We start from the raw sequence: 21,160 nt of genomic DNA, 5'->3' as shown, positions 1-21,160 counted from the left end.
AGGAATGAAAGCTACTCATAAAGATTGGATTTTATTTAACGGAAGAATTGTGAATACGAAGGAAGAACAGCCGATGGTCCCATTAGAGGAGAGGGGCTTTCAATTTGGTGATGGTATATATGAGGTGTTTAGGTTATATGATGGGAAGCCTCATTTATTAGACTTACATTTGGAACGCTTTTTTAAATCTATGAGGGAAATAAATATTGTTCCGCCGTTTACAAAGGAAGAGTTAGTTGAAGAACTTCATCAAATGATTGAAAGAAATCAATTTCAAGAGGATGGGAATGTGTATCTTCAAATATCACGTGGAGCTCAAGCTCGAAATCATGTGTATGAAAAAGATTTACAGCCAACATATTTTGCGAATATTGTTTTGTTTCCAAGACCTACCGTTACTATGGAACAAGGAATAAAGGTTACTGTAGAAGAGGATATACGCTGGAAGTTCTGTCATATAAAATCTTTAAACCTTCTACCTAATATCATGATTAAAAATAAAATAAACGAGCAAGGGTATCAAGAAGCGATATTAGTACGAGATGGAGTTGTAACAGAAGGGTGTCATTCGAATTTCTTTATGGTGAAAAATGATAAATTAATTACACATCCGGCCGATAATTTCATTCTACACGGCATTACTCGTCACTACGTTATTACATTAGCGAAAGCTTTACATATTGAAGTAGAAGAGCGTGAATTCTCATTGCAAGAAGTATACGAGGCTGACGAATGTTTCTTTACAGCGACACCACTTGAAATATTCCCTGTTGTTCAAATTGGTGATGAGAAGTTTGGGAGCGGCGAAAGAGGACCAATTACGAAAAAACTACAAGCTGCATATGAAGAAAGTATTAGTTTGTTTAAAGTGACAAATTAATAATGAGGAAAAAAGCTGGTATTCCCCCAGCTTTTTTTCATGATATAATTCAACCATAGGACAAGTTTTGAAAACGCTGTAAAAAGGGGATTTAATATATGAATTATGAAGATTTTAAAGAAGTAATTCACGGTAGACGAAGTGTTAGAAAGTTTACAGAACAAGAAGTATCCACTAGTGATATAAAAGAAATTATTGATTGTGCTCGTTATGCACCGAGTGATACGAACTCACAAACGTGGGAGTTCTTGGTCATTATGAACCGAGAGAAAATTAAAGAAATTGAACAAATGACATGGGATGCATTACATAAACTTGCAGCAAAAGCAGCAGAAAATGGAGAAGAGAAAGCAGGGAAATTACTTACACGTTCTTTCGGTCCATATGCGACAGCTTTCTCTGAGGCGCCAGTATTAATCGTATGTTTGGCAACACCATATGAATCAAAGTTTCGTGAAAAGATATTTGATCCAATTGCCTTCGTTCCTGATTCAGTATGGGAAGAGGAAGGAATTAAGAGTAGCTGTTTAGCAGCACAAAACTTAATGTTGGCTGCACATGCGAGAGGACTGGGTACTTGTCCAATGACAGGACCTGTATTATTAGCTCAAGATGAACTGCGACAATATTTACAAATTGAGCCTCAAAAACAAATTAATATGGTAATTTCACTCGGGTTTCCGAAAGATAAGCCGAAGAAACTTTCTCGAAAAGAAGTTGATGAGATTACAACATTTATTTTCTAAATGTTATGTAGAAAAGACATTGAAATGATTAAAATTAGGTAATGAGTTATAGGATAGTTAGTCTATTATGTAGGCTGATTATCCTTTTGTATTTCCGTTTATAGCGTTGTAATGATGAGAATCAAAAAAAATATATACGTTATACATCAAATCATAAAATGTTAGTTCGTAATTCGATATTCTCGGGATTTATTTTCTTCATTGTATTTACTTTATTAACATATTTACTTTCTGGAGAAGCAATTACCATGAAGGGTCTTACTATAAATGGTATAGGCGGAGTGTTTTTTTATTTAAATTATCTTTATTGATGTAGCGATTAATCTGATTATATTTTTTTTAATAATCAGTATCAGCTATATAATCATTAGGTTAAACTTCTATAATGCTTTCAGAATGAAAACGTGATGTTTTTTATGGTAACCAAGTTTATTTTTATCGTTTTGGGGTAACTCGTTCTTGTTAGGTTGAGGGGTATGTGGCGGTACCCCATCGCCATCAAGTTAAAAAACTAATTATCCCCCAAAACGAAAAAAACGAGCTGAATTCACATAAATAACTGTAGAGAGATAAAAATTTCGTTATGGGGGTACTTTAAAATCTTAGTTTGACGAGCATGTGGTGCTACCCCATTGCCAAAATGAAAAAAACTTTTAAAATGGCTTCCTCTGTATTTATGACTCTATTACTTCTGCTAAGCTTTACAACAGGAGCTTTTGCTGATAGAACCTTATTATTAATGATTTACCTAAGGTGCCATACTGTTATGGCGTAGGAGCATATGAGGGCGTTGTGGCACATAGTACTACGACTCCTGAAGCTCCGGTCATTAATATTCAAAAATATGAAACTCGTACATGGCGAAGCACATTCGTTCACTTTGCAGTGGATTGGAATGGGACGATTCAGATTGAGGATGCAAAGTATATTGCTTACGGGCGGTGGCACTACTGCTAATAAACGATTTGTTCATGTTGAATTATGTGAAACTGCAGATTACACAAAATTCAAACACAGCTATGATAAATATGTTAAATTACTGTCTAAAATTTTACGTGATCGTGGTTTATCTGTAGAAAAAGGATTGTGGACGCATAGCGATGTAACGCATCATCTTGGCGGTACAGATCATGAAGACCCGATTGATTACTTAAAATCTCATGGTGTGTCAGAAGCTCAGTTTAGATCAGATGTAAAACGAGCATACAATAATTTTAGTGTGGATGTTTCTGTGCCTGAGAATCCATCTGTTACAGCGGAAGTTCCGACCGCTGTAACAGATGGTATTGCTTATATTGAAGGCTACAACGTGAACTTACGTAAAGGCCCTAGTACAAGCTATTCTAAGATTCGTCAGCTAAATAAACCAGAATCGTATGTTGTATGGGGTGAAAAGGATGGTTGGTTAAATCTTGGTTGAGGGCAATGGATTAAGAACGATCCATCTTATGTGAAATTTAGCAAGAAAAGCACAGTAGATTCTTCTATTGTAGGTAAGCGCGTTGTTTCTAAAGTTAATGACCTACGATTCTATCATGCTTCATCTTGGTATGATAAATATGTTGCTGGTTCTGTAGATGCAGGATTAGGATTTATAATTGATGCGAAGATAAGTGTAAATGATTCGTATCAATATAAAGTGCATAATAGTCATGGGCAAGTTTTCTATATTACGGCTATTGATACGTATGTGAATGTGCGTTAATTTAACGAAAAGGGCCACCTATTATAGGCGGCCTTTTTCGTGCTGTATGTAACATCATTTAATTGTTATATTTTTCGGTTTTCAATTTTGTGTGTTCATTTAACCAAATATCTATTAGATTTCTTAATGTAATAGTTTCTATTTCAAGAGGGATTTCGATTTCATCCTCATCATACTTATTAAATATAACAGTTTTATCTCTTCGAACATCTGCCCCAAAAATATTCGCACTTATTTTTTCATAATCACTTTTTTCATTTAAAACTTTATCTACAGTTTCTGCTATCCAATCACCGAATTCAGATACCTCTATATTTAAAAAAGCTTCTAAAATATCGAATTCCTTTGGCAGTCTAATAACTAAACTTCCTGTACTAAGTAACTCAAATTTGTAATCCATATTATTTTCTCCCTTAAAAATTAAATTATCGACCTTGTCTTGGAAATGCAGAAATAATTTTACCATTACCATCTAAAAACAAACGAATGGGTAGGCCGTCTATCCCTACTCCATCATAGATATTAGTATTACCACCCATGTGAATTTTATTGATGTTCATCCCTACTAAGTTATTATCATTTATTGCAACAAAGGTGTAATAATTTGGATTGGATTCGATACGTTTCATTCTTACTTTCATTTCATCTAATGAACTAGGGTAACCTAAATCTGGCATTAAATCTGTAAATTGTTTGATGTCATCAGAATTATATTTTCTTATCTTCACTAAGGATCCCCCACATTTTTTTCTCCGATTATATCACATTTAATATTTACAATATTTATCTTAACGTACAGAATCCGCGTTATGTTGGTGCTATCCCAATAAAAAAGGTGTGGACATATTGTACATGTATAATATGTCCACACCTTTGGTTTTATTGTCTTTGAGGTACATTACCTAAATATAATTTAAACAATGTCTTTTTATTTTGAATGGATATTTTTTTAGTGAATTGGGCTAAAATGATGAATAGAGTGGAATTACTATTTATTTCTTTAAAAAAATTAATGTTCTTAAAATGAAAGTATGGTACAGTAATCGTGAGCAAGCTAATATTTGTTCATGAAAGTGTTAAAAACTAGTTTTAAAATCAAGAAGTTATTTTTGTATAATAAATTATAATGAAATAACAGGGGGAATGAATTTTGAAGAAATTCATAATCGCTGGATTGTCTGTATTGTTATTAGTAGGCTGTGGTACTCCAAAGGAAAAAGAGGATGCACAGTCAAACCAGGAAGAACAAGTTGTAAATGCAAGTGATGAGAATATGGTCGTATTTCCTGAAGGAGCAGTGCCAATCGGAGAAGGGAAAGTAAAAGTAACTACTCCAGATGGTACTTCTGAAAATGGCAATATACCAACTGTATTCATAAAAAAGGATACTTTAATTCAGCAAGTCGAATTAGAACTTTCCAATTTTCAAAACGATAAAGAAACATTTGTATTTGTAGATCAAATATTTGCAGATAAACATCAAGTAACTAGTACAACACAGACAACAGTACAATTAAAAGAAAAGACGCTTGAGACAGGTAGTCATACGATTACCGCAGCTCAGTTTGAAAACAATGACCCAAAACGAAAAGTCATTAGCTTGAATCAAGCGACGTTTGAAACGAAGCCTGCGTCTTAATATGGAAAAAAGTACATTACTCAAAAGTAGTGTACTTTTTAGTTTGGATTGAATTATGTCATTGAGAATAATTTGTTTCACTTTCTAGTACGAATGAATAGAAAGAACTCATTCTTTACTATCATGTAAGAGGAAGGAATTGAAAGTTTGAAACGAGTTATTCGTATTTTCTTATTTATTATAATGTTTTCGGTCATTTGGTTTACTTTACAAGAGGCGGTTGAAGTTACGCTCAATTATCACATTCATGACTTGTTAATTGGAGCTGTATGTTTTGTCATTGTGTATCGGTTTTATCAAGCCTTAACGGACAATAAGAACCCCACTTGAAAATTCGGCACATGCGAGGAAGTTAGGTGGGAGATCAACTTGCCCGTAAAAGCCCGATTGGTGAAGGATAATACCCCCCTATGATTAAAGTTACGCTTTATGATAAACTCGGATTAAGGTAAGTATTGAGTTGGAAATGTAGGGATTTCATTTGAAATGTCGAATAGTACATACGATGTCGTAATAACAAATTTTCTATTGTTTACTGTGAAACAGAAGAAGGAGAGATTGTAGTTATGAAAAGAGCTCTTATAAACATTGATTATACATATGATTTTGTAGCTGAAAAAGGTGCTTTAACATGCGGGAAACCAGGTCAAGAAATTGAGAAGGAACTTGTAAATGTAACTAAACAATTTATTGAAAAAGGTGATTACGTAGTATTTGCGATCGATAAACATGAAGACAATGATGTATATCATCCTGAAGTAAAATTGTTTCCACCTCATAATATAGCAGGTACAAATGGAAGAGACTTGTTTGGTGAATTACAAGATGTATACGATAAATATAAAAATGCAGAGAATGTATACTATATGGACAAAACACGTTACAGTGCTTTTGCAGGAACAGATCTAGAAATGAAGCTAAGAGAAAGAGGAATAGAAGAAGTTCATCTTGTAGGTGTATGCACAGATATTTGTGTTCTTCATACGGCAGTAGATGCTTATAATAAAGGATTTAAAATTGTTGTATATGAAAAGGCAGTTGCATCTTTTAATGCGCAAGGACATGAGTATGCACTTGGACATTTTAAATCTTGTTTACATGCAGAAGTGAAGTAAAAAGAGGCCTTTAAAAAGGCCTCTTTTTACGTTTAAATTGAGACGACATTTTGCTTAATTAGTTTTTTTATGAACGGGCTAATGTTTTCTGGTAGCCCATTTAAATCAAAAAATTGTACATGTAATGATTCAACTCCATCAGCTTTTAGCAAGCCACCTTTAATGTCTTTGCAAAGGTAAGCGATTGTTATAGGATAAAATTCATCTCCGTTCGCTAATTTTACAAAAAACTCTTTACCTGAAAATACACTTACTAACTGAAGTGTACCAATTTCAATACCTGTTTCTTCAAGTACTTCTCGTCTTCCGGCTTCTTCTGTGGATTCACCGAGTTCCACAAAACCTCCAGGAACACCCCACATGCCATTTCGTCTTTGTTGTAGTAATATTTGTCCTTGGTCATTTAAAACAGCTACAGCAACTCCTGTTAAATTGAGTGGTCTTGATCCAACAATTTCTCTTAGTTCCTCTATATATCCCATTAATTGTAACCTCCGTGAAAAAAGTATCAAATGAATTATTCGGTGTTATGTGAATGTATTCCTTTGAACGAGGTGAGTATTACAAAGTTGTTTATAAAAATTTCTATTGTAATCTCCCTTTATATTATTAAAAAGGGTATATTTATAGTAAATAGAAAAGGGCATCAGAAGTTGAAAGATTGATTAAAGGGTTATATTGTTGAAGATGAACAATGAATACAAATACATAGTTAAGAAAGTACGATTTAAGATCGGGATAAAAGATGTTTCGAAAACAAGTGTTGAGATGATAAATACGTATTTACAATAAAGTAGCTCTGTATGAAATTTTCATTAGTAAGGAAGTGGATGGATGAGTTTATTAACGTATACTGAAGAGTTTTTTAATTATGTAAGGGAGTTTTTACTTTTAAGGTTTTTATTATTTGCTTTAGTTCTTATCATTATTTCTTTTGTTATAAATCGCATTATTGATTGGTTTTTTAAAAAATCAAGCTTTTTTGATGAAGAGGTAGAGCAGACGATTCAAAGTGTTATTCGATCTATTTTTAGGTATATCATTATCATCAGTCTTATCATATATTTAATTAGTCAATTTGTAGATATAAAAAGTATTATTGCAGGTGCAGGGATAGCGGGTGTTGTCATTGGTTTTGCTGCACAACAGATGCTAAAAGATGTCATATTAGGCTTTGCAAGATTAGCGGACAAAGAGTTTCGTGTTGGCGATTTTGTTACTTTTAACGGAACAAATTCAGGAACCATTGAGGAAATTAGTGTTCGTTTTATGCAAATTCGTGAATGGTCAGGAAAACTCCTTACCATACCACACGGAGAGATTAGAACGATACAGAATTTTAATAAAGGATGGATGCGAGTTATTGAACGCATTACGGTAAGTTATCAGGAAGATCCTACAAGAGTTAAGGATTTGTTAGAAGAAGTATGTGTTATTTGTAATGAAAAATTGGATCAAAATCTTTATAGAGTAGATGATGAAGCTGTTGAACCGTTTAAATATGTTGGAGTTACAGACTTAAATCCTAACCTTAAATATGTTGGATATGAATTTTGTATTACAGGTTTGATTAAGCCAGAAGATTATTTTGAAACTTCTAGACAAGTAAGATTTGAATTAATGTCTATGGTCCATAAAAATCAAGTGCAAATGCCAGTGGCGAATATGTTCGTTAACACTGAAAGTTTACAGAATATCCATGTGGGACAATCTTTATCAGACAGTTAATGAAAATTAGCTAATTTCTGTTTTGGTTTAGAATTTAGATTTGTAAATCAGTAGATTTGAATGAACTGTATGGGATATCTCCGAAAAAAGAGCTGAAGGAATTCGGTTCTTTTTTGTTTGTAGTATTTTGAAATTTCTTAATGTTATAATGGTAGTTGGTGATGAGAATGAACATAGATGAAAAAGAGATGCATCGTTTAGAGGCATTAAAAGAAATTGCTGAGTTACTAAATGAAGCAACAAACTTACAGGAAATGTTAGGAAAAGTGTTACATACATTATTACAAGTTATGAATTTACAAACAGGGTGGATATTCTTTATTGATGAAAGTGGAAAGCATCGTATGCTTGTCGACCAAAACTTACCCCCAGCTCTTACGTGGCAGGAAAAGAAGCCGATGTGTGAAGGGGATTGTTGGTGTGTAGAACGTTTTGTGAATGGAAGATTGGAAAAAGCGACAAATATTATTGAATGTAAACGAATAGAGGATGCGATTGAATGTAATTGGGGCGAGACAGAAGATGTTACACATCATGCGACAATCCCGCTAAGATCTGGATCAGAGAAATTTGGTCTATTAAATGTAGCTTCGCCTCATAAAACACATTTTTCTGAGGAGGAGTTAGCGTTATTAGAAGCGATTGCATTTCAAATTGGAACGACAATACAACGTATTCAATTAGTTGAGAAAGAACGAAAATATGTAGTTGTAGCTGAAAGAAATCGATTGGCTCGTGACTTACATGATTCTGTTAAACAATTGTTATTTTCAATTATGCTAACAGCGAAAGGGACTCTAAATATGACGAAGGATAGAGACTTGCAAGAGATGTTAAGTTATATTGGAGAATTATCACAGGAAGCATTACAAGAGATGACACTTTTGATTTGGCAATTAAGGCCTGAAGGATTAGAGAAAGGTTTAGCAGAAGCGATTCAAAATTACGGAAAACTGTTAGGGATTCAAGTGGAAGTTCGAATTGATGGAATGGTTTTAATTGAAGATGAAATAGAAGAAGTTTTATGGCGTATAAGCCAAGAGGCATTACATAATTGTAAAAAACATGCCTCATGTGAAAAAGTATGTGTTCATTTAAGGATAGAAAATAATAAGTTGCATTTTTACATAGAAGATAACGGAATAGGATTTATACAGGATCAAGTAAGAGAGTCAGCACTTGGTTTGAAAAGTATGAAAGAACGAATTGAATTAATGAGGGGAATTTTTCGAATAAAAGCAGAACCGGAAAAGGGGACAAAGATAGAAATTCAATTACCGGTTTGAGAAGGAGAACGTCAGTGAAAATTAAATTATTACTTGTAGAAGATCATCATATCGTTCGAAGGGGACTCGTATTCTTTTTGAAGACGAGAGAAGAATTTGAAATTATTGGGGAAGCAGCAAATGGTGAAGAAGCATTAACATTCGTCCAAACAGAAAGGCCGGATGTAGTATTAATGGATTTATCAATGCCGAAAATGGATGGTATTGAAGCGACAAAACGTATAAAACAATACGATGAGACAATAAAAATTCTTATGCTCAGTAGTTTTTCAGAACAAGATTACGTTTTACCAGCATTAGAAGCTGGGGCAGATGGTTATCAATTAAAAGAAGTGCAGCCAGATCAACTCGTTGCGTCAATCGTTGCGGTATATCAAGGAAATGCAAATTTTCACCCGAAAGTAACACCAGCACTATTAGGACGATCAGCAGTCAAGAAAGAAAAAGAGAATCCTTTTTCTATGTTAACAAAAAGGGAGCAAGAAGTACTTCGTGAAATTGCGAAAGGAAGAAGCAATAAGGAGATTGCAGCAGAACTTCATATTACAGAACAAACTGTGAAAACACACGTTTCTAACGTATTGGCTAAATTGGAAGTAGATGATCGTACACAAGCAGCCTTATACGCAGTAAAGCATGGGGAAAACTAGAAATAAGTATGAATAATTGTGTCATATGTTACGGTAGAATACATAGGAGCAAATAAAATGTATAGAGATGCCGAATAAAGGTTTTTCTTCTTTCAATAATTAGGTACAATAAAGTGAAACTTTAATCAGTGGGGGGGTCATCCCCACTGATTATTAGTTGAACCAATCGGGTTTTAACGGGCAGTTGATCTCCCACCTAACTCCCTTGCATTCATCGAATTTTGAGGTGGGAGTCTTACTGCCCGTTAATACGGGATAAAGCTACTATGGAAGGGGAAGATACGCTATGCCTGGTACAAAAAGTGGGATTGGAAAGATTCAGGCTTCGTTAAATGGTTTATCACCGAAATTACGAAGTATTGCCGAACATATTTTGAAACATCCACAAGATGTTGTACATAAATCGATTACGGAATTAGCGGAAGTTACGAATAGTTCCGAAGCAACGATATTCCGCTTATGCAAACACTTAGGTTTTCAAGGGTTCCAAGACTTGAAAATTACATTAGCTCGTGAGATTGTACATACCCCGATGCAAAATATTCATGAGGAAGTATCGGTAGAAGATAATATTGTCACTGTTGCTAAAAAAGTTTTTCATTCGCATATTACAGGACTGCAAGATACATTACATTTGTTAAACGATAACGCGTTGGAACAGGCAGTAAGTGCGCTGAATGAAGCGAAACGAATTGAGTTTTATGGAAATGGTGGTTCAGGTATTATTGCGATGGATGCTTATCATAAGTTTATGAGAACGGGTATTTCTTGTATTGCTCATACGGATTCACATTTTCAAATTATGGGAGCTGGCTTGTTGACAAAAGAAGCGGTGGTCATTGCAATTTCTCATTCAGGCAGTAATAAAGGTTTACTTGAAGCGTTAGAAGTAGCGAAAGCAAGAGGGGCCAAAATTATTGCGATTACGAGCTATCAAAAATCGACATTAAGCCAACTTGCTCATATAACATTATATACTTCGACGCGTGAGACAGAATTTCGTACAGAAGCAAGTTCGTCACGATTAGCGCAGCTTAGTTTATTAGATACTTTGTATGTGGGATTGTCATTGCAGCGACAAGAGGAAACACTACAAAATTTACAAAGTATACGTGAAACTATTTCGATGAAGCGAATATAAAAAGCTCTTCAAATGAAGAGCTTTTTATATTGGCGAGTAGTCTGTTGATATACCCTCTAGATCTACTTGTTCTAAGTGTCTATAGAAGTATGCCAATTACCTATAATAATAATCTCTCATCTTTTAGACCATTCATTTTTTAAACCTCGATATTTTGCATATGAAATTTAACAAGTAGCTTGATACATCAAAATACGTATTGGGTAATAATTCAAATATTGTTCAATATTTTACAATAAGCTTATGAAATTCCATGTTATGATGAACCTGTAATGATGATTGAACACTTAAATTTGGTACAATAATTAGCCAAAATAGTGAGGACAGTAGTTGTGAGATAAACTCATTAAAACTCTAAAACACTAAAGGGGAGATCACATATGAAAGCAGTAGTAGTTAATAAAAATAGCAAAGCAAATATTGAAGTTATTGAAAAAGAATTACGTCCGTTACACTCGGGTGAAGCGCTAGTAGATGTAGAGTATTGTGGAGTTTGCCACACTGATTTACACGTTGCGAATCATGATTTTGGAAACACCGATGGCCGCATCCTTGGTCATGAGGGTGTAGGTATTGTTACTAAAATTGCTGATGATGTTACTTCACTAAAGATAGGTGACCGTGTAAGTATTGCATGGATGTTCCAATCTTGTGGACGTTGTGAATATTGCGTAACGGGGAGAGAAACATTCTGCCGTGAAGTGAAAAATGCTGGTTATTCAGTAGATGGTGGTATGGCTGAACAATGTATTGTTACAGCTGATTATGCGGTGAAGGTACCAGAAGGATTAGATCCTGCTCAAGCATCATCAATTACATGTGCGGGCGTAACTACATATAAAGCTATAAAAGTATCAGACATTAAACCTGGTCAACCTATCGTAATCTATGGTTGTGGTGGATTAGGTAACCTAGCTATTCAATATGCTAAAAACGTATTTGGTGCAAAGGTAATTGCAGTAGATATCAATGACGACAAATTAGCCTTAGCAAAAGAAGTTGGTGCTGATATGACTATCAATCCAATTTCTCAAGGTCCTGCTGATAAAATTGTTCAAGAGGAGTTTGGTGGTGCTTATGCTGCTGTAGTAACAGCAGTTTCTAAAGTAGCCTTCAACTCAGCAGTTGATGCAGTACGTGCTTGCGGTAAAGTAGTTGCGGTAGGTTTACCAGTAGAAACTATGGATTTAAACATTCCACGACTTGTATTAGACGGAATTGAAGTAGTTGGTTCTCTAGTTGGTACTCGTAAGGATCTGGAGGAGGCATTTATGTTCGGCGCAGAAGGAAAAGTAGTGCCAGTTGTTCAAACGTGTTCTCTAGATAAAGTACAAAATGTATTCGAAGAAATGGAACAAGGTAGAATTCAAGGGCGTATGGTAATCGATTTTAAACAGCATAATTGTGATTGTAAATAATTCATTTTAAATATAAAAAGCATGAGTCTAGCAAAGGACATTTAAAAAGTTAGACGGCATAAAAAAGATGATCCCTCGTATTCAATAGGGATCATCTTTTTTATATTCTACTAATATCAATGCAAATTAATACTTGATTGATGAGACATGATTAAAGGTTCACGTTATCTACAAACGAAAAAGAATCTTTACTTTTAACAAATTTTTTATGATTTGGAACGGTTTGAATTGCTACAACTTGCGAATCTCTTGCTTTCAGTGCATCTTGAATCCCGATTGTCATAAGCTTAATAAATAGAATCGTAATGAAGAATGAAACGAGAGTATACAAAATAATCCACCATGAAATATTCATTTCATAACGATTTAATCCAATAAGGCCTGCCCAATCATTCGATAGAGAAACAGGTTTGAGTACTCCGTCATAGAGTTCACGCATTTGTATCCCGCCAATTACAATATCAAGCAACGCTAAATGGATAACGAGTATGAGTGTTTGGACGATATGTTCCATAAATAACACAAATAAGCGATCAAGTAATAAGACTCGTAAGTGTTTTTTGATAATATGAAAACGGCTAGCACCCAGTAATTGTGAACTTAAAATGTAATCTCGTTTCATAAATTCATCAACCTCTGAGGAGATATATAAAGAAAGTGTAGGTAGAGCGACGAAAATAAGTACGAGAACTTGATAAAACGCAAATGAAATATTTGGATCTAATCTATCAGCATTTGATATGATTACAATATTAACGGGCGTGATGAGTATAAATGCGATAAATAAAGTAGGAATATAGTAAAAAACTTCTGAGCATGCCTGGAAAAATCTCTTGAATCTTGGAGCGTATAAACTTAAGAGGATTCCTATACATGTTCCGCATAAAATTCGAAAGAAGCTAATTGCCACAGCTAATAAGATAGTGAATTTTGCTCCGTCTACAATTTGTAAGAAAACAGACTCTCCAAAACGATCAGATCCAAAAGGCGGCATTAACGATGGCGAAAAGGGGGCCTTTCCAAGTAATTCGTTATTGTCATTGTAAAGTAACTGAGGAGGTTTTGGGATGTTATCTTTAAAGAACCAACTATAAATAAAACTAGCTGAAACAAGTATGAATAGATAAGTAAAGCCGATTAAAAATCGTTTTGATTTCCAAATAGATTTCATAATGCTGCTCCTTTCAATTGCTTTTTCCATCTATTCATCATGAATGAGATTATTTGAAAAATGGCATAAAACGGTAAAATAATCATAACAAGTATGATAAATGCAGCTGGAGGTGAAATAAACGCCTTCTTAAATAAAAATTGAATAATGCCTTCCATATTAAAAACAAATTCTAAAATGAATAAGTTAGAAAGTAAGAAAACAAAAATCGTTTTTAAATGATGAAAGAAGTGGATAGATATATTTTTGAATAAATGAATGCATAGTATATAACTTGATGAAAGTCCTTTTCCATATGCAACCTCTACGTAATGTTTTTCATGTTCTTCTTTTATGTATAACACCATCATCCGAAACATTTGTAATGTAGGTAAGACTGCTAAAGATAAAATAGGGAGTAAATAAGCTCGATTTTCATTAAAAGAAATAATGGTGACAGGAGATTCCCCTAATTTCTGAAGTACCCATATGAAAAATATTTGCAAACAAATCATCATCATCATATCAGGGACAGCTTCTAATATGAACACAATTCGGTTTATCCATTTTTTTATATAATCTTTTGCTAAAAAATAAAAAAATGCCATACTAGATGATAGAAAGAGTGCAAGCAAAAAGGCTATAAATAATACAGTAAATGAATATAGGTAAGGTTCTAAAACAGTTGGAAATAATGGTGTCTTTTTGAAATGACCAAATTTCGGGTCTGATCCCATAACTACTAATGATTCAGGGGAGAAAACCTGTTTTAACATAGTAACGATCTGATTAAAAAAATGAATTGGTTGAAAAGTGAATCCCTGTTGAGTGATAAATAAATAAGGTAAATTTAGTAATAGTAAGAGTGATAAAAGAATTGATGAAAGTTTTATTGTGAATTGAGATATTTTATATAACATTAAATCCCTCCGACATCTTTTTACAACATTATACAATAAAGTTCATATTTTGTTTTGATTTTTCAGAAAAATATAAATACTATTAGATTTTATAGTATGGAACATATATTTACAAGGTAAAAAAGTGATAGTAAGCAGCCACGCCTTATGTCCATCAAGCTAAGAAAACGAGAACTTATATATTATTATCTTTAGGTGGAGGGGAAAGAATGTTTGATAAATTAAAAAGGTTATTTAAAAAAGATAAAGAGAGTGATTTAGAAGATGAGAGGTATATTTTGGTTTGAAAAAAATTTTCTTTTCATAACTTGATTTATGAAAAAATATTTTATATACTAATTCATGTAAACGGTTTACTAGATCGTATTTTGCTAGAAACGAAGGGAAGGTTCGCATGGAAACAAGGGGGAGAGTAATCGGGGTTGACATCGGTACCACAAGTACGAAAACGGTTGTATTCACTGAGAAAGGAAAAGTCATTGCTTCACATGCAATTGATTATCCAATTATTCAACCGAACGTCGGATGGGCTGAGCAAGATCCTGATGTAATATGTGCTGCTGTATATAAAACTGTAAGCGTTGCCATTGAAAAGGGTAATGTGTCACCGGAAGATATTTCTTCTATCGGGATTAGTACAGCGATGCATGCCTTAATTGCTGTAGATGAAAACGGTGCGCCGTTAACGCGCTCTATTATTTGGGCAGATAATAGAAGCACAAAGCAATCAGAAAAACTATTACAACAAATGAATGGTCATGACATTTATAGAAGAACTGGTACACCGATTCATCCGATGTCACCACTTTCTAAATTATTGTGGATGAAAGAAGAAGAAACGGAGTTATTCAGAACTGCTCATAAATTTATTTCCATTAAAGAGTATGTCATTTATCAATTATTTTCACGCTATGTAGTTGATTATTCTATCGCATCTGCTACAGGGTTATTTAATTTAAAAACATTAAACTGGGATGAAGATGTTTTAACTATGTTAAATATGTCACCAGAACAATTATCAACACCTGTACCAACTACATATATTTTATCGGGAATGAAGCCGGAATTAGCACAAAAGATGGGTATTAGTGAGGATACTCCGGTTGTTATTGGTGCAAGTGATGGTGTTCTTGCAAATGTAGGTGTCGGTGCAATATCACCTGGCTCAGCTGCAATTACGATCGGGACAAGTGGTGCGGTTCGAACAATTTCATCGAGTGTTAATACAGATGAAAAAGGAAGAACTTTTTGTTACGCATTAACAGATGAGCACTGGGTGATCGGCGGACCAACGAATAACGGTGGAATATTACTTAGATGGTTACGTGATGAATTTGGTAGCCCAGAGCAAGAGGTAGCAAGAAAGCTTGGAATTGATCCTTATGATTTATTAATTAAGTATGCAGAAAGTGTACCAGCTGGAGCAGATGGATTACTATTTTTACCGTTTCTATCTGGAGAACGTGCACCCTACTGGAATGCAAATGCTCGAGGTACATTCTTCGGGATAAACCTTCAGCATAAACGTGAACATTTCATACGAGCAGTTATGGAAGGTGTTTGTATGAGTGTGTATTCAGTAGCACTTGCCATTCGAGATTGTACAGGGCCACTTACTGAAATACGTGTTTCAGGAGGCTTTGCGAAATCTGCATTTTGGAGACAAATGTTATCTGACATGATGGGGAAAGAATTGCTTGTTCCAGAAAGTCATGAAGCATCTGCGCTTGGGGCAGCAGCACTTGCTTTGTATGCAATTGGGAAAATTGATTCTCTTGAAGAGGTGAAGGATTGGATTGATATTGTCCATCACCATGTACCGAATAAAGAAAATACGGCTTTATATTTAGAGATGTTTTATATGTATGAACGACTTTACAATCGTTTGAAAGAAGAATTTGATTGTATAGCTGCTTTCCAACGTAAACAATAGGGGGATTGGGAGAAATGGTAGTTGGGATCGTACTAGCGGCTGTTGTTATATTACTTTTACTAATTACGGTAGTAAAATGGCATCCATTTGTCGCGTTAATTTTAACAGCAATCGGAGTTGGGCTAGCAATGGGGATGCCCTTAATTGGAACTTCACCACAACATCCGGGGATTATCGATTCTATTAAATTAGGTCTCGGTAATACGTTAGGGTTTTTAGCGATTGTTTTAGCTTTAGGAACAATGCTTGGAAAAATGATGGCTGAGTCTGGCGGTGCTGAACGAATTGCTAACACATTAATTGGACGTTTTGGGAAAAAGCGTGTTCACTGGGCAATGATGTTCGTTGCATTTATAGTAGGGATTCCGGTATTTTTCCAAGTTGGATTTGTACTATTAATTCCGTTAGTATTTACAATTGCGTTAGAAACAGGGGTATCACTTATTACAATCGGTATTCCGCTAGTAGCAGGTCTTTCGGTTGTACACGGACTTGTTCCACCGCATCCAGCAGCTATGGCAGCGGTAGGTATATTTAAAGCAGATGTAGGGAAGACAATTTTGTATGCATTAATTGTCGGACTTCCAACTGCAATAATTGCAGGTCCGCTTTACGGGAAATGGATTGGTGCTCGTATACATAAAGAAGTACCGTTAGATATAGCGGAGCAATTTATTGAAAGAGATAAGAAGAAGGAACTTCCTAGCTTCGGAAATACATTGTTTACTATTTTACTTCCAGTATTTCTTATGCTAGGTGCATCGATAGCGGAAGTAGCATTAAATAAAACAAGCCAACTTGCACAAGTATTGCATTTTATTGGAGATCCAATAGTCGCATTATTAATTGCAACGATATATTCTTTCTTTAGTCTTGGCTATGCAAAAGGGTTTTCTAAAGACAAAGTCTTACAAGTTACAAATGATTGTTTAGGCCCAATTGCAAACATACTGTTAGTTATCGGTGCAGGTGGTGCCTTTAATAAAGTGTTATTAGATTCTGGGATCGGAACTACAATTGCGGAGATGGCGAAAGAATCACATATTTCACCGATATTATTAGGTTGGGGAATTGCTGCACTTATCCGAGTTGCAACGGGATCGGCTACTGTTTCTATGATGACAGCAGCCGGAATTGTAGCACCGATTGCAGCAAGTACACCAGGAGTAAATGTAGAGTTACTGGCACTTGCAACAGGAGCAGGGTCATTAATATTATCGCATGTAAATGATTCTGGATTTTGGATGATTAAAGAGTATTTCGGAATGACTGTGAAAGAAACATTATTAACATGGACCGCAATGGAGACAATATTATCTGTTGTAGCACTTGGATTAATTTCGTTATTAAATATATTTGTATAGAATGGGAGATTGATTAATATGAAACTAGGTTTAATTGGATTAGGAAAAATGGGATTCCCATTAGCTGAACACTTACATGAAGACAAGCATGAAGTAGTTGTATACGATGTAAATAATGAGCTTGTTGAAAAGGCAGGGGAATTAGGGATTACTGCTCGTCATACATTAAAAGAAATGATTGCTGAACTCGAAGCACCTCGTACAATTTGGGTAATGGTACCTGCAGGAGAAGTTGTTGAGTCAGTACTAAAAGATGTATATCCATTATTAGAGGAAGGCGATATCGTTATTGAAGGTGGAAATTCATTCTATAAGGATACGTTACGCCGTGCTGAAGAAGCGAAAAGCTTTGGCTTACATTATGTAGATATCGGTACATCAGGCGGTGTAGAAGGAGCTAGATACGGCGCGTGCTTAATGGTTGGTGGAGAAAAAGAAATTTATGATCAACTAGAACCTTTATTTAAAGATTTAGCAGTAGAAAATGGTTATTCATATGCAGGCCGCGTTGGTAGTGGGCATTTCTTAAAAATGGTTCACAACGGTATTGAATACGGAATGATGCAAGCAATCGCTGAAGGATTTGAAGTACTAGATAAAAGTGATTTTGATTTCAATTATGAAGATGTTGCAAAAGTATGGGCAAACGGATCGGTTATCCGTGGTTGGTTAATGGACTTAACTGAAAAAGCATTTGCAGAAGATCCGAAACTTGATGGCATTAAAGGTGTTATGAACTCTTCAGGAGAAGGGAAATGGACTGTTGAAACAGCGCTTGAATTACAAGCAGCGGCACCAGTTATCGCTATGTCATTATTTATGCGCTACCGTTCACAAGAAGATGATACATTCCATGGGAAAGTTGTCTCAGCTCTTCGTAATCAATTCGGTGGACATGAGGTTGTGAAAAATTAGTTTTGTGAAACTCATACGAAAGTATGAGTTTTTTTATTTCTCATACTATTTAATGAAAGTTTTTCCCTCTTTTTACTGTGTTTTGTATAGAAATTTCTGATAATATATAAATATAACTTGAAAACAAAGGGGAGAAATAATTATGAAACTAGTCGTTATTAACGGTACACCAAGAAAATTCGGTAGAACTCGCGTTGTGGCAAAATATATTGCAGAGCAATTTGAAGGGGAGTTATACGATTTAGCAGTAGCGGAATTGCCTTTATATAATGGAGAAGAATCACAACGTGAATTAGAGGCAGTAAAAAAATTAAAAGCTTTAGTGAAAGCTGCGGATGGAGTAGTACTATGTACACCAGAATATCATAATGCGATGAGCGGAGCGTTGAAAAATTCGTTAGATTACTTAAGTAGCAGTGAATTCATCCATAAGCCTGTCGCATTACTAGCAGTTGCTGGAGGAGGTAAAGGGGGAATAAACGCATTAAATAGTATGCGCACTGTCGCTAGAGGCGTTTACGCAAATGCAATTCCAAAACAAGTCGTGCTTGATGGATTACATGTGCAAGATAGTGAACTTGGAGAAGATGCAAAACCATTAATTCATGATTTAGTTAAAGAATTAAAAGCATATATGAGCGTATATAAAGAGGTGAAAAAACAATTAGGAGTTGAGTGATATGTCCTCTCTTTATCATGATTCTCGCTTGTATTACATTCTAGGAGCCAATAGTTTATCAGCTATTGGTTCCGGGATTGTTATGATAACGATTCCGTGGTTGTTAATTAAGGAAAGTGGAGGAGAGACAACATTTGGTTATGTTTCTATCGTTGCAACTCTCATCATGTTTTTACTAACACCATTCATTGGGCAAAGCATAGATCGTTTTTCAAGAAAATCTTTATTGTTATGTAACGAAGGTATCGGGATAGCCATTATAGGAATGATGGCCATTTGGGGATTTGCTGGGCAATCATACAATTCTATTCATTACATTATTATTTATATAGCAGGTTCTTTCTATTATCTATTATTCTATCCCACAATATTTGCATTTAACCAAGAAATATTTCAATCAGAGCATTATAAAAGTTTAAGTGGCACAATGGAAATACAAGGACAATTAACGCAAGTTATTTCAGGCGCAGCTGCTAGCTTTTTAATTGAGATTATTTCTTTGAAATGGATCTTGTTAGTGGATATGTTAACTTTTGCAGGAGCATTTTTTCTTTTCTTATGTATACCGTATGTAAAGAAAAAAGAAGTAAAACGGAAAGCAACATTTAAGAAGCAATTGTTTGAAGGAATTCACTTTATGAAAAAGCGCCCTAAGTTATTTTGGTTTTTACTAGCGACTTATATGCCGTTTATCGGTGTCATGATGGCAAATTATTTAATCCCAGTATATATTTCAGATATACTCAAAGCTAGTGCCTCTGTATACGCAATTGAAGGTATGATGTACGGTGTCGGAGCGGTTCTTGCAGGAATAAGTATTCCAATCATGATGAAATATGTCAAAATAGAAATTTCAATCGTTATGACGATGGTTATTTATGTAATTTCAATTACCGCAATGATTATTGAGCCTTCCATTATGTTATTATATGGACTAGCGATTTTCCATGCGATTGGAAATGCTGGAACACGAGTGGCGAGAAATGTATTGATGATGGAAGAAATCCCAAACGAAGTAATGGGACGTGTGGACAGCTTATTTCGATTAATTGGCACAGGAATTCGAATTGTATTATTAATGTTGTTTACGGCAGGCGTATCTAAAGCAGGGGTAATGATCCCGTTTTACGTACTGAGCTGTATATTGATCCTATCATTAGGGATTGCTTTTTATTATGTAATTTCAAAACGTAAAACGGAAGCGAATGTGTCTAATAAATCAATTGTTTAAAAAATACTTCTGCCTCCTTTTCTTTTTCTATATAATAAAAAGAAAGGGAGTGTTAACTTATTTATGAACAAATGGATATTGCTTATAATCTTATTACTACCTCCGCTATACATCATTTATATGACGTTTCGAATGAATAAAGTTGCTCGTGAAACATTGAGTAATCACTCTCCATACGTTCTTATATTAGGTGCAAAGTTATTTGGAGATAGACCGTCTTTATCTCTTCAAAATCGTTTGGATATAGCGTTGGAATATTTACATGCTCACCCTGAGGTGAAAGTAATTGTTTCAGGTGGTCAAGGGGAAGATGAAGATATACCGGAAGCTCACAGTATGAGAAACTATTTAATGGTACATGGTATAGATGAGAATCGTATTTTAATTGAAGACTGCTCTACAAATACGTATGAAAATTTAAAGTTTAGTATGGATTTATATGATGTAAAGCATGCGGTAGTTGTAAGTAATACGTATCATTTATATCGAACGAAAATAATTGCAAAGCGTTTAGGGATAAAGATGGAAGCTTTGGCTGCTGAAACACCGAGACGCTCTAAGAAAAAAGCGTATGTGCGTGAATATGCTGCAATTATGAAAACAATATTGTTCGACCGTTAGAGCTCAAATGAGAGCTCTTTTTTTGTATAATAAAGCGTA

At 34.7% G+C, this 21,160-nt stretch carries 20 protein-coding genes and 2 pseudogenes; 17 read left to right on the top strand and 5 right to left on the bottom strand.

Annotated elements, in window-relative coordinates; all coding sequences use genetic code 11:
* Nucleotides 1–4: 4 nt before the first annotated feature.
* From dat to MHH66_RS15365, 3 genes and pseudogenes are all read left to right on the top strand, one after another.
* Complete coding sequence (gene dat / locus MHH66_RS15375) at nucleotides 5–880, top strand: D-amino-acid transaminase (protein ID WP_063219613.1); 876 nt, start codon at nucleotides 5–7, stop codon at nucleotides 878–880.
* Between the two features lie 98 nt (nucleotides 881–978).
* Entirely contained in the window at nucleotides 979–1,626 is a 648-nt protein-coding gene (locus MHH66_RS15370) for a nitroreductase family protein (protein WP_002012699.1), read from the top strand.
* 640 nt (nucleotides 1,627–2,266) lie between these two features.
* Nucleotides 2,267–3,331, top strand: a pseudogene (locus tag MHH66_RS15365) (N-acetylmuramoyl-L-alanine amidase).
* A 58-nt stretch (nucleotides 3,332–3,389) separates the two neighbouring features.
* Here the strand turns inward: MHH66_RS15365 and MHH66_RS15360 are convergent.
* Nucleotides 3,390–3,731 (bottom strand): hypothetical protein, encoded by a 342-nt coding sequence (locus MHH66_RS15360; protein WP_078185388.1) that lies wholly within the window; start codon nucleotides 3,729–3,731, stop codon nucleotides 3,390–3,392.
* 139 nt (nucleotides 3,732–3,870) lie between these two features.
* Nucleotides 3,871–4,008 (bottom strand): annotated as a pseudogene (locus MHH66_RS15355) (GNAT family N-acetyltransferase); the annotation flags it as partial.
* A gap of 473 nt (nucleotides 4,009–4,481) precedes the next feature.
* Here MHH66_RS15355 and MHH66_RS15350 point away from each other — a divergent pair.
* From MHH66_RS15350 to MHH66_RS15340, 3 genes are all read left to right on the top strand, one after another.
* Nucleotides 4,482–4,970 carry a hypothetical protein gene (locus tag MHH66_RS15350; RefSeq protein ID WP_063219611.1) on the top strand — a complete coding sequence of 163 codons (489 nt, stop codon included), beginning with the start codon at nucleotides 4,482–4,484 and terminating at the stop codon, nucleotides 4,968–4,970.
* A gap of 147 nt (nucleotides 4,971–5,117) precedes the next feature.
* On the top strand, nucleotides 5,118–5,300 hold the full coding sequence (locus MHH66_RS15345) for a hypothetical protein (protein ID WP_012260876.1): 183 nt from the start codon (nucleotides 5,118–5,120) through the stop codon (nucleotides 5,298–5,300).
* A gap of 236 nt (nucleotides 5,301–5,536) precedes the next feature.
* Nucleotides 5,537–6,085, top strand: a complete 549-nt coding sequence (locus tag MHH66_RS15340) for a cysteine hydrolase family protein (protein ID WP_063219610.1) — start codon at nucleotides 5,537–5,539, stop codon at nucleotides 6,083–6,085.
* Between the two features lie 32 nt (nucleotides 6,086–6,117).
* Here the strand turns inward: MHH66_RS15340 and MHH66_RS15335 are convergent, their stop codons facing one another.
* The gene (locus tag MHH66_RS15335) at nucleotides 6,118–6,567 is read right to left on the bottom strand and encodes an NUDIX hydrolase (protein WP_078185387.1); all 450 of its coding nucleotides are present in this window, start codon (nucleotides 6,565–6,567) and stop codon (nucleotides 6,118–6,120) included.
* 352 nt (nucleotides 6,568–6,919) lie between these two features.
* Here MHH66_RS15335 and MHH66_RS15330 point away from each other — a divergent pair, with 352 nt between their 5' ends.
* From MHH66_RS15330 to adhP, 5 genes are all read left to right on the top strand, one after another.
* A complete protein-coding gene (locus tag MHH66_RS15330; RefSeq protein ID WP_063219608.1) occupies nucleotides 6,920–7,813 on the top strand; it encodes a mechanosensitive ion channel family protein in 894 nt (297 codons plus the stop codon).
* A gap of 188 nt (nucleotides 7,814–8,001) precedes the next feature.
* Entirely contained in the window at nucleotides 8,002–9,099 is a 1,098-nt protein-coding gene (locus MHH66_RS15325) for a GAF domain-containing sensor histidine kinase (protein ID WP_220089392.1), read from the top strand.
* Between the two features lie 14 nt (nucleotides 9,100–9,113).
* Nucleotides 9,114–9,749 carry a response regulator gene (locus MHH66_RS15320; RefSeq protein WP_002031722.1) on the top strand — a complete coding sequence of 212 codons (636 nt, stop codon included), beginning with the start codon at nucleotides 9,114–9,116 and terminating at the stop codon, nucleotides 9,747–9,749.
* A 286-nt stretch (nucleotides 9,750–10,035) separates the two neighbouring features.
* Entirely contained in the window at nucleotides 10,036–10,890 is an 855-nt protein-coding gene (locus tag MHH66_RS15315) for a MurR/RpiR family transcriptional regulator (protein ID WP_063219607.1), read from the top strand.
* A gap of 380 nt (nucleotides 10,891–11,270) precedes the next feature.
* Entirely contained in the window at nucleotides 11,271–12,308 is a 1,038-nt protein-coding gene (gene adhP / locus MHH66_RS15310) for an alcohol dehydrogenase AdhP (protein WP_002012687.1), read from the top strand.
* Between the two features lie 151 nt (nucleotides 12,309–12,459).
* Here adhP and MHH66_RS15305 read toward each other — a convergent pair whose 3' ends face one another.
* Together MHH66_RS15305 and MHH66_RS15300 are read right to left on the bottom strand one after the other, a co-directional pair.
* The gene (locus MHH66_RS15305) at nucleotides 12,460–13,479 is read right to left on the bottom strand and encodes an ABC transporter permease (RefSeq protein WP_078185386.1); all 1,020 of its coding nucleotides are present in this window, start codon (nucleotides 13,477–13,479) and stop codon (nucleotides 12,460–12,462) included.
* On the bottom strand, nucleotides 13,476–14,378 hold the full coding sequence (locus MHH66_RS15300; protein WP_002031814.1) for an ABC transporter permease subunit: 903 nt from the start codon (nucleotides 14,376–14,378) through the stop codon (nucleotides 13,476–13,478). Before MHH66_RS15300 ends, MHH66_RS15305 begins: the two co-directional genes overlap by 4 nt.
* Before the next feature lie 394 nt (nucleotides 14,379–14,772).
* Between MHH66_RS15300 and gntK the strand changes: the two genes are divergently transcribed.
* From gntK to MHH66_RS15270, 6 genes are all read left to right on the top strand, one after another.
* Nucleotides 14,773–16,311, top strand: coding sequence for a gluconokinase (gene gntK / locus MHH66_RS15295; RefSeq protein ID WP_002085840.1), 1,539 nt, complete (start codon nucleotides 14,773–14,775; stop codon nucleotides 16,309–16,311).
* Between the two features lie 14 nt (nucleotides 16,312–16,325).
* Nucleotides 16,326–17,675: a GntP family permease gene (locus MHH66_RS15290; protein WP_002141651.1), complete on the top strand. Its 1,350-nt coding sequence runs from the start codon at nucleotides 16,326–16,328 to the stop codon at nucleotides 17,673–17,675.
* 18 nt (nucleotides 17,676–17,693) lie between these two features.
* Entirely contained in the window at nucleotides 17,694–18,590 is an 897-nt protein-coding gene (gene gnd / locus MHH66_RS15285; protein ID WP_002012680.1) for a phosphogluconate dehydrogenase (NAD(+)-dependent, decarboxylating), read from the top strand.
* A gap of 142 nt (nucleotides 18,591–18,732) precedes the next feature.
* Nucleotides 18,733–19,269, top strand: a complete 537-nt coding sequence (locus MHH66_RS15280; protein ID WP_002031805.1) for an NADPH-dependent FMN reductase — start codon at nucleotides 18,733–18,735, stop codon at nucleotides 19,267–19,269.
* Between the two features lies 1 nt (nucleotide 19,270).
* On the top strand, nucleotides 19,271–20,500 hold the full coding sequence (locus tag MHH66_RS15275) for an MFS transporter (RefSeq protein WP_016102081.1): 1,230 nt from the start codon (nucleotides 19,271–19,273) through the stop codon (nucleotides 20,498–20,500).
* Nucleotides 20,501–20,563: 63 nt separating this feature from the next.
* Nucleotides 20,564–21,121 carry a YdcF family protein gene (locus MHH66_RS15270; protein WP_002165881.1) on the top strand — a complete coding sequence of 186 codons (558 nt, stop codon included), beginning with the start codon at nucleotides 20,564–20,566 and terminating at the stop codon, nucleotides 21,119–21,121.
* Nucleotides 21,122–21,160: the final 39 nt, after the last annotated feature.

The organism is Bacillus sp. FSL H8-0492, assembly GCF_038006145.1.
Classification (GTDB): Bacteria; Bacillota; Bacilli; order Bacillales; family Bacillaceae_G; genus Bacillus_A; species Bacillus_A mycoides.
Note: the sequence above shows the minus strand (reverse complement) of the source record. Positions and strands in the feature narration are given on the sequence as shown.

Coding starts and splice junctions, on each gene's coding strand:
- MHH66_RS15305 (WP_078185386.1), bottom strand. CDS start 13,479: ATGAAATCTATTTGGAAATCAAAACGATTTTTAATCGGCTTTACTTAT.
- dat (WP_063219613.1), top strand. CDS start 5: ATGAAAGCTACTCATAAAGATTGGATTTTATTTAACGGAAGAATTGTG.
- MHH66_RS15315 (WP_063219607.1), top strand. CDS start 10,036: ATGCCTGGTACAAAAAGTGGGATTGGAAAGATTCAGGCTTCGTTAAAT.
- MHH66_RS15330 (WP_063219608.1), top strand. CDS start 6,920: ATGAGTTTATTAACGTATACTGAAGAGTTTTTTAATTATGTAAGGGAG.
- MHH66_RS15290 (WP_002141651.1), top strand. CDS start 16,326: ATGGTAGTTGGGATCGTACTAGCGGCTGTTGTTATATTACTTTTACTA.
- MHH66_RS15325 (WP_220089392.1), top strand. CDS start 8,002: ATGCATCGTTTAGAGGCATTAAAAGAAATTGCTGAGTTACTAAATGAA.
- MHH66_RS15270 (WP_002165881.1), top strand. CDS start 20,564: ATGAACAAATGGATATTGCTTATAATCTTATTACTACCTCCGCTATAC.
- MHH66_RS15340 (WP_063219610.1), top strand. CDS start 5,537: ATGAAAAGAGCTCTTATAAACATTGATTATACATATGATTTTGTAGCT.
- MHH66_RS15275 (WP_016102081.1), top strand. CDS start 19,271: ATGTCCTCTCTTTATCATGATTCTCGCTTGTATTACATTCTAGGAGCC.
- adhP (WP_002012687.1), top strand. CDS start 11,271: ATGAAAGCAGTAGTAGTTAATAAAAATAGCAAAGCAAATATTGAAGTT.
- gnd (WP_002012680.1), top strand. CDS start 17,694: ATGAAACTAGGTTTAATTGGATTAGGAAAAATGGGATTCCCATTAGCT.
- MHH66_RS15300 (WP_002031814.1), bottom strand. CDS start 14,378: ATGTTATATAAAATATCTCAATTCACAATAAAACTTTCATCAATTCTT.
- MHH66_RS15370 (WP_002012699.1), top strand. CDS start 979: ATGAATTATGAAGATTTTAAAGAAGTAATTCACGGTAGACGAAGTGTT.
- gntK (WP_002085840.1), top strand. CDS start 14,773: ATGGAAACAAGGGGGAGAGTAATCGGGGTTGACATCGGTACCACAAGT.
- MHH66_RS15335 (WP_078185387.1), bottom strand. CDS start 6,567: ATGGGATATATAGAGGAACTAAGAGAAATTGTTGGATCAAGACCACTC.
- MHH66_RS15280 (WP_002031805.1), top strand. CDS start 18,733: ATGAAACTAGTCGTTATTAACGGTACACCAAGAAAATTCGGTAGAACT.
- MHH66_RS15360 (WP_078185388.1), bottom strand. CDS start 3,731: ATGGATTACAAATTTGAGTTACTTAGTACAGGAAGTTTAGTTATTAGA.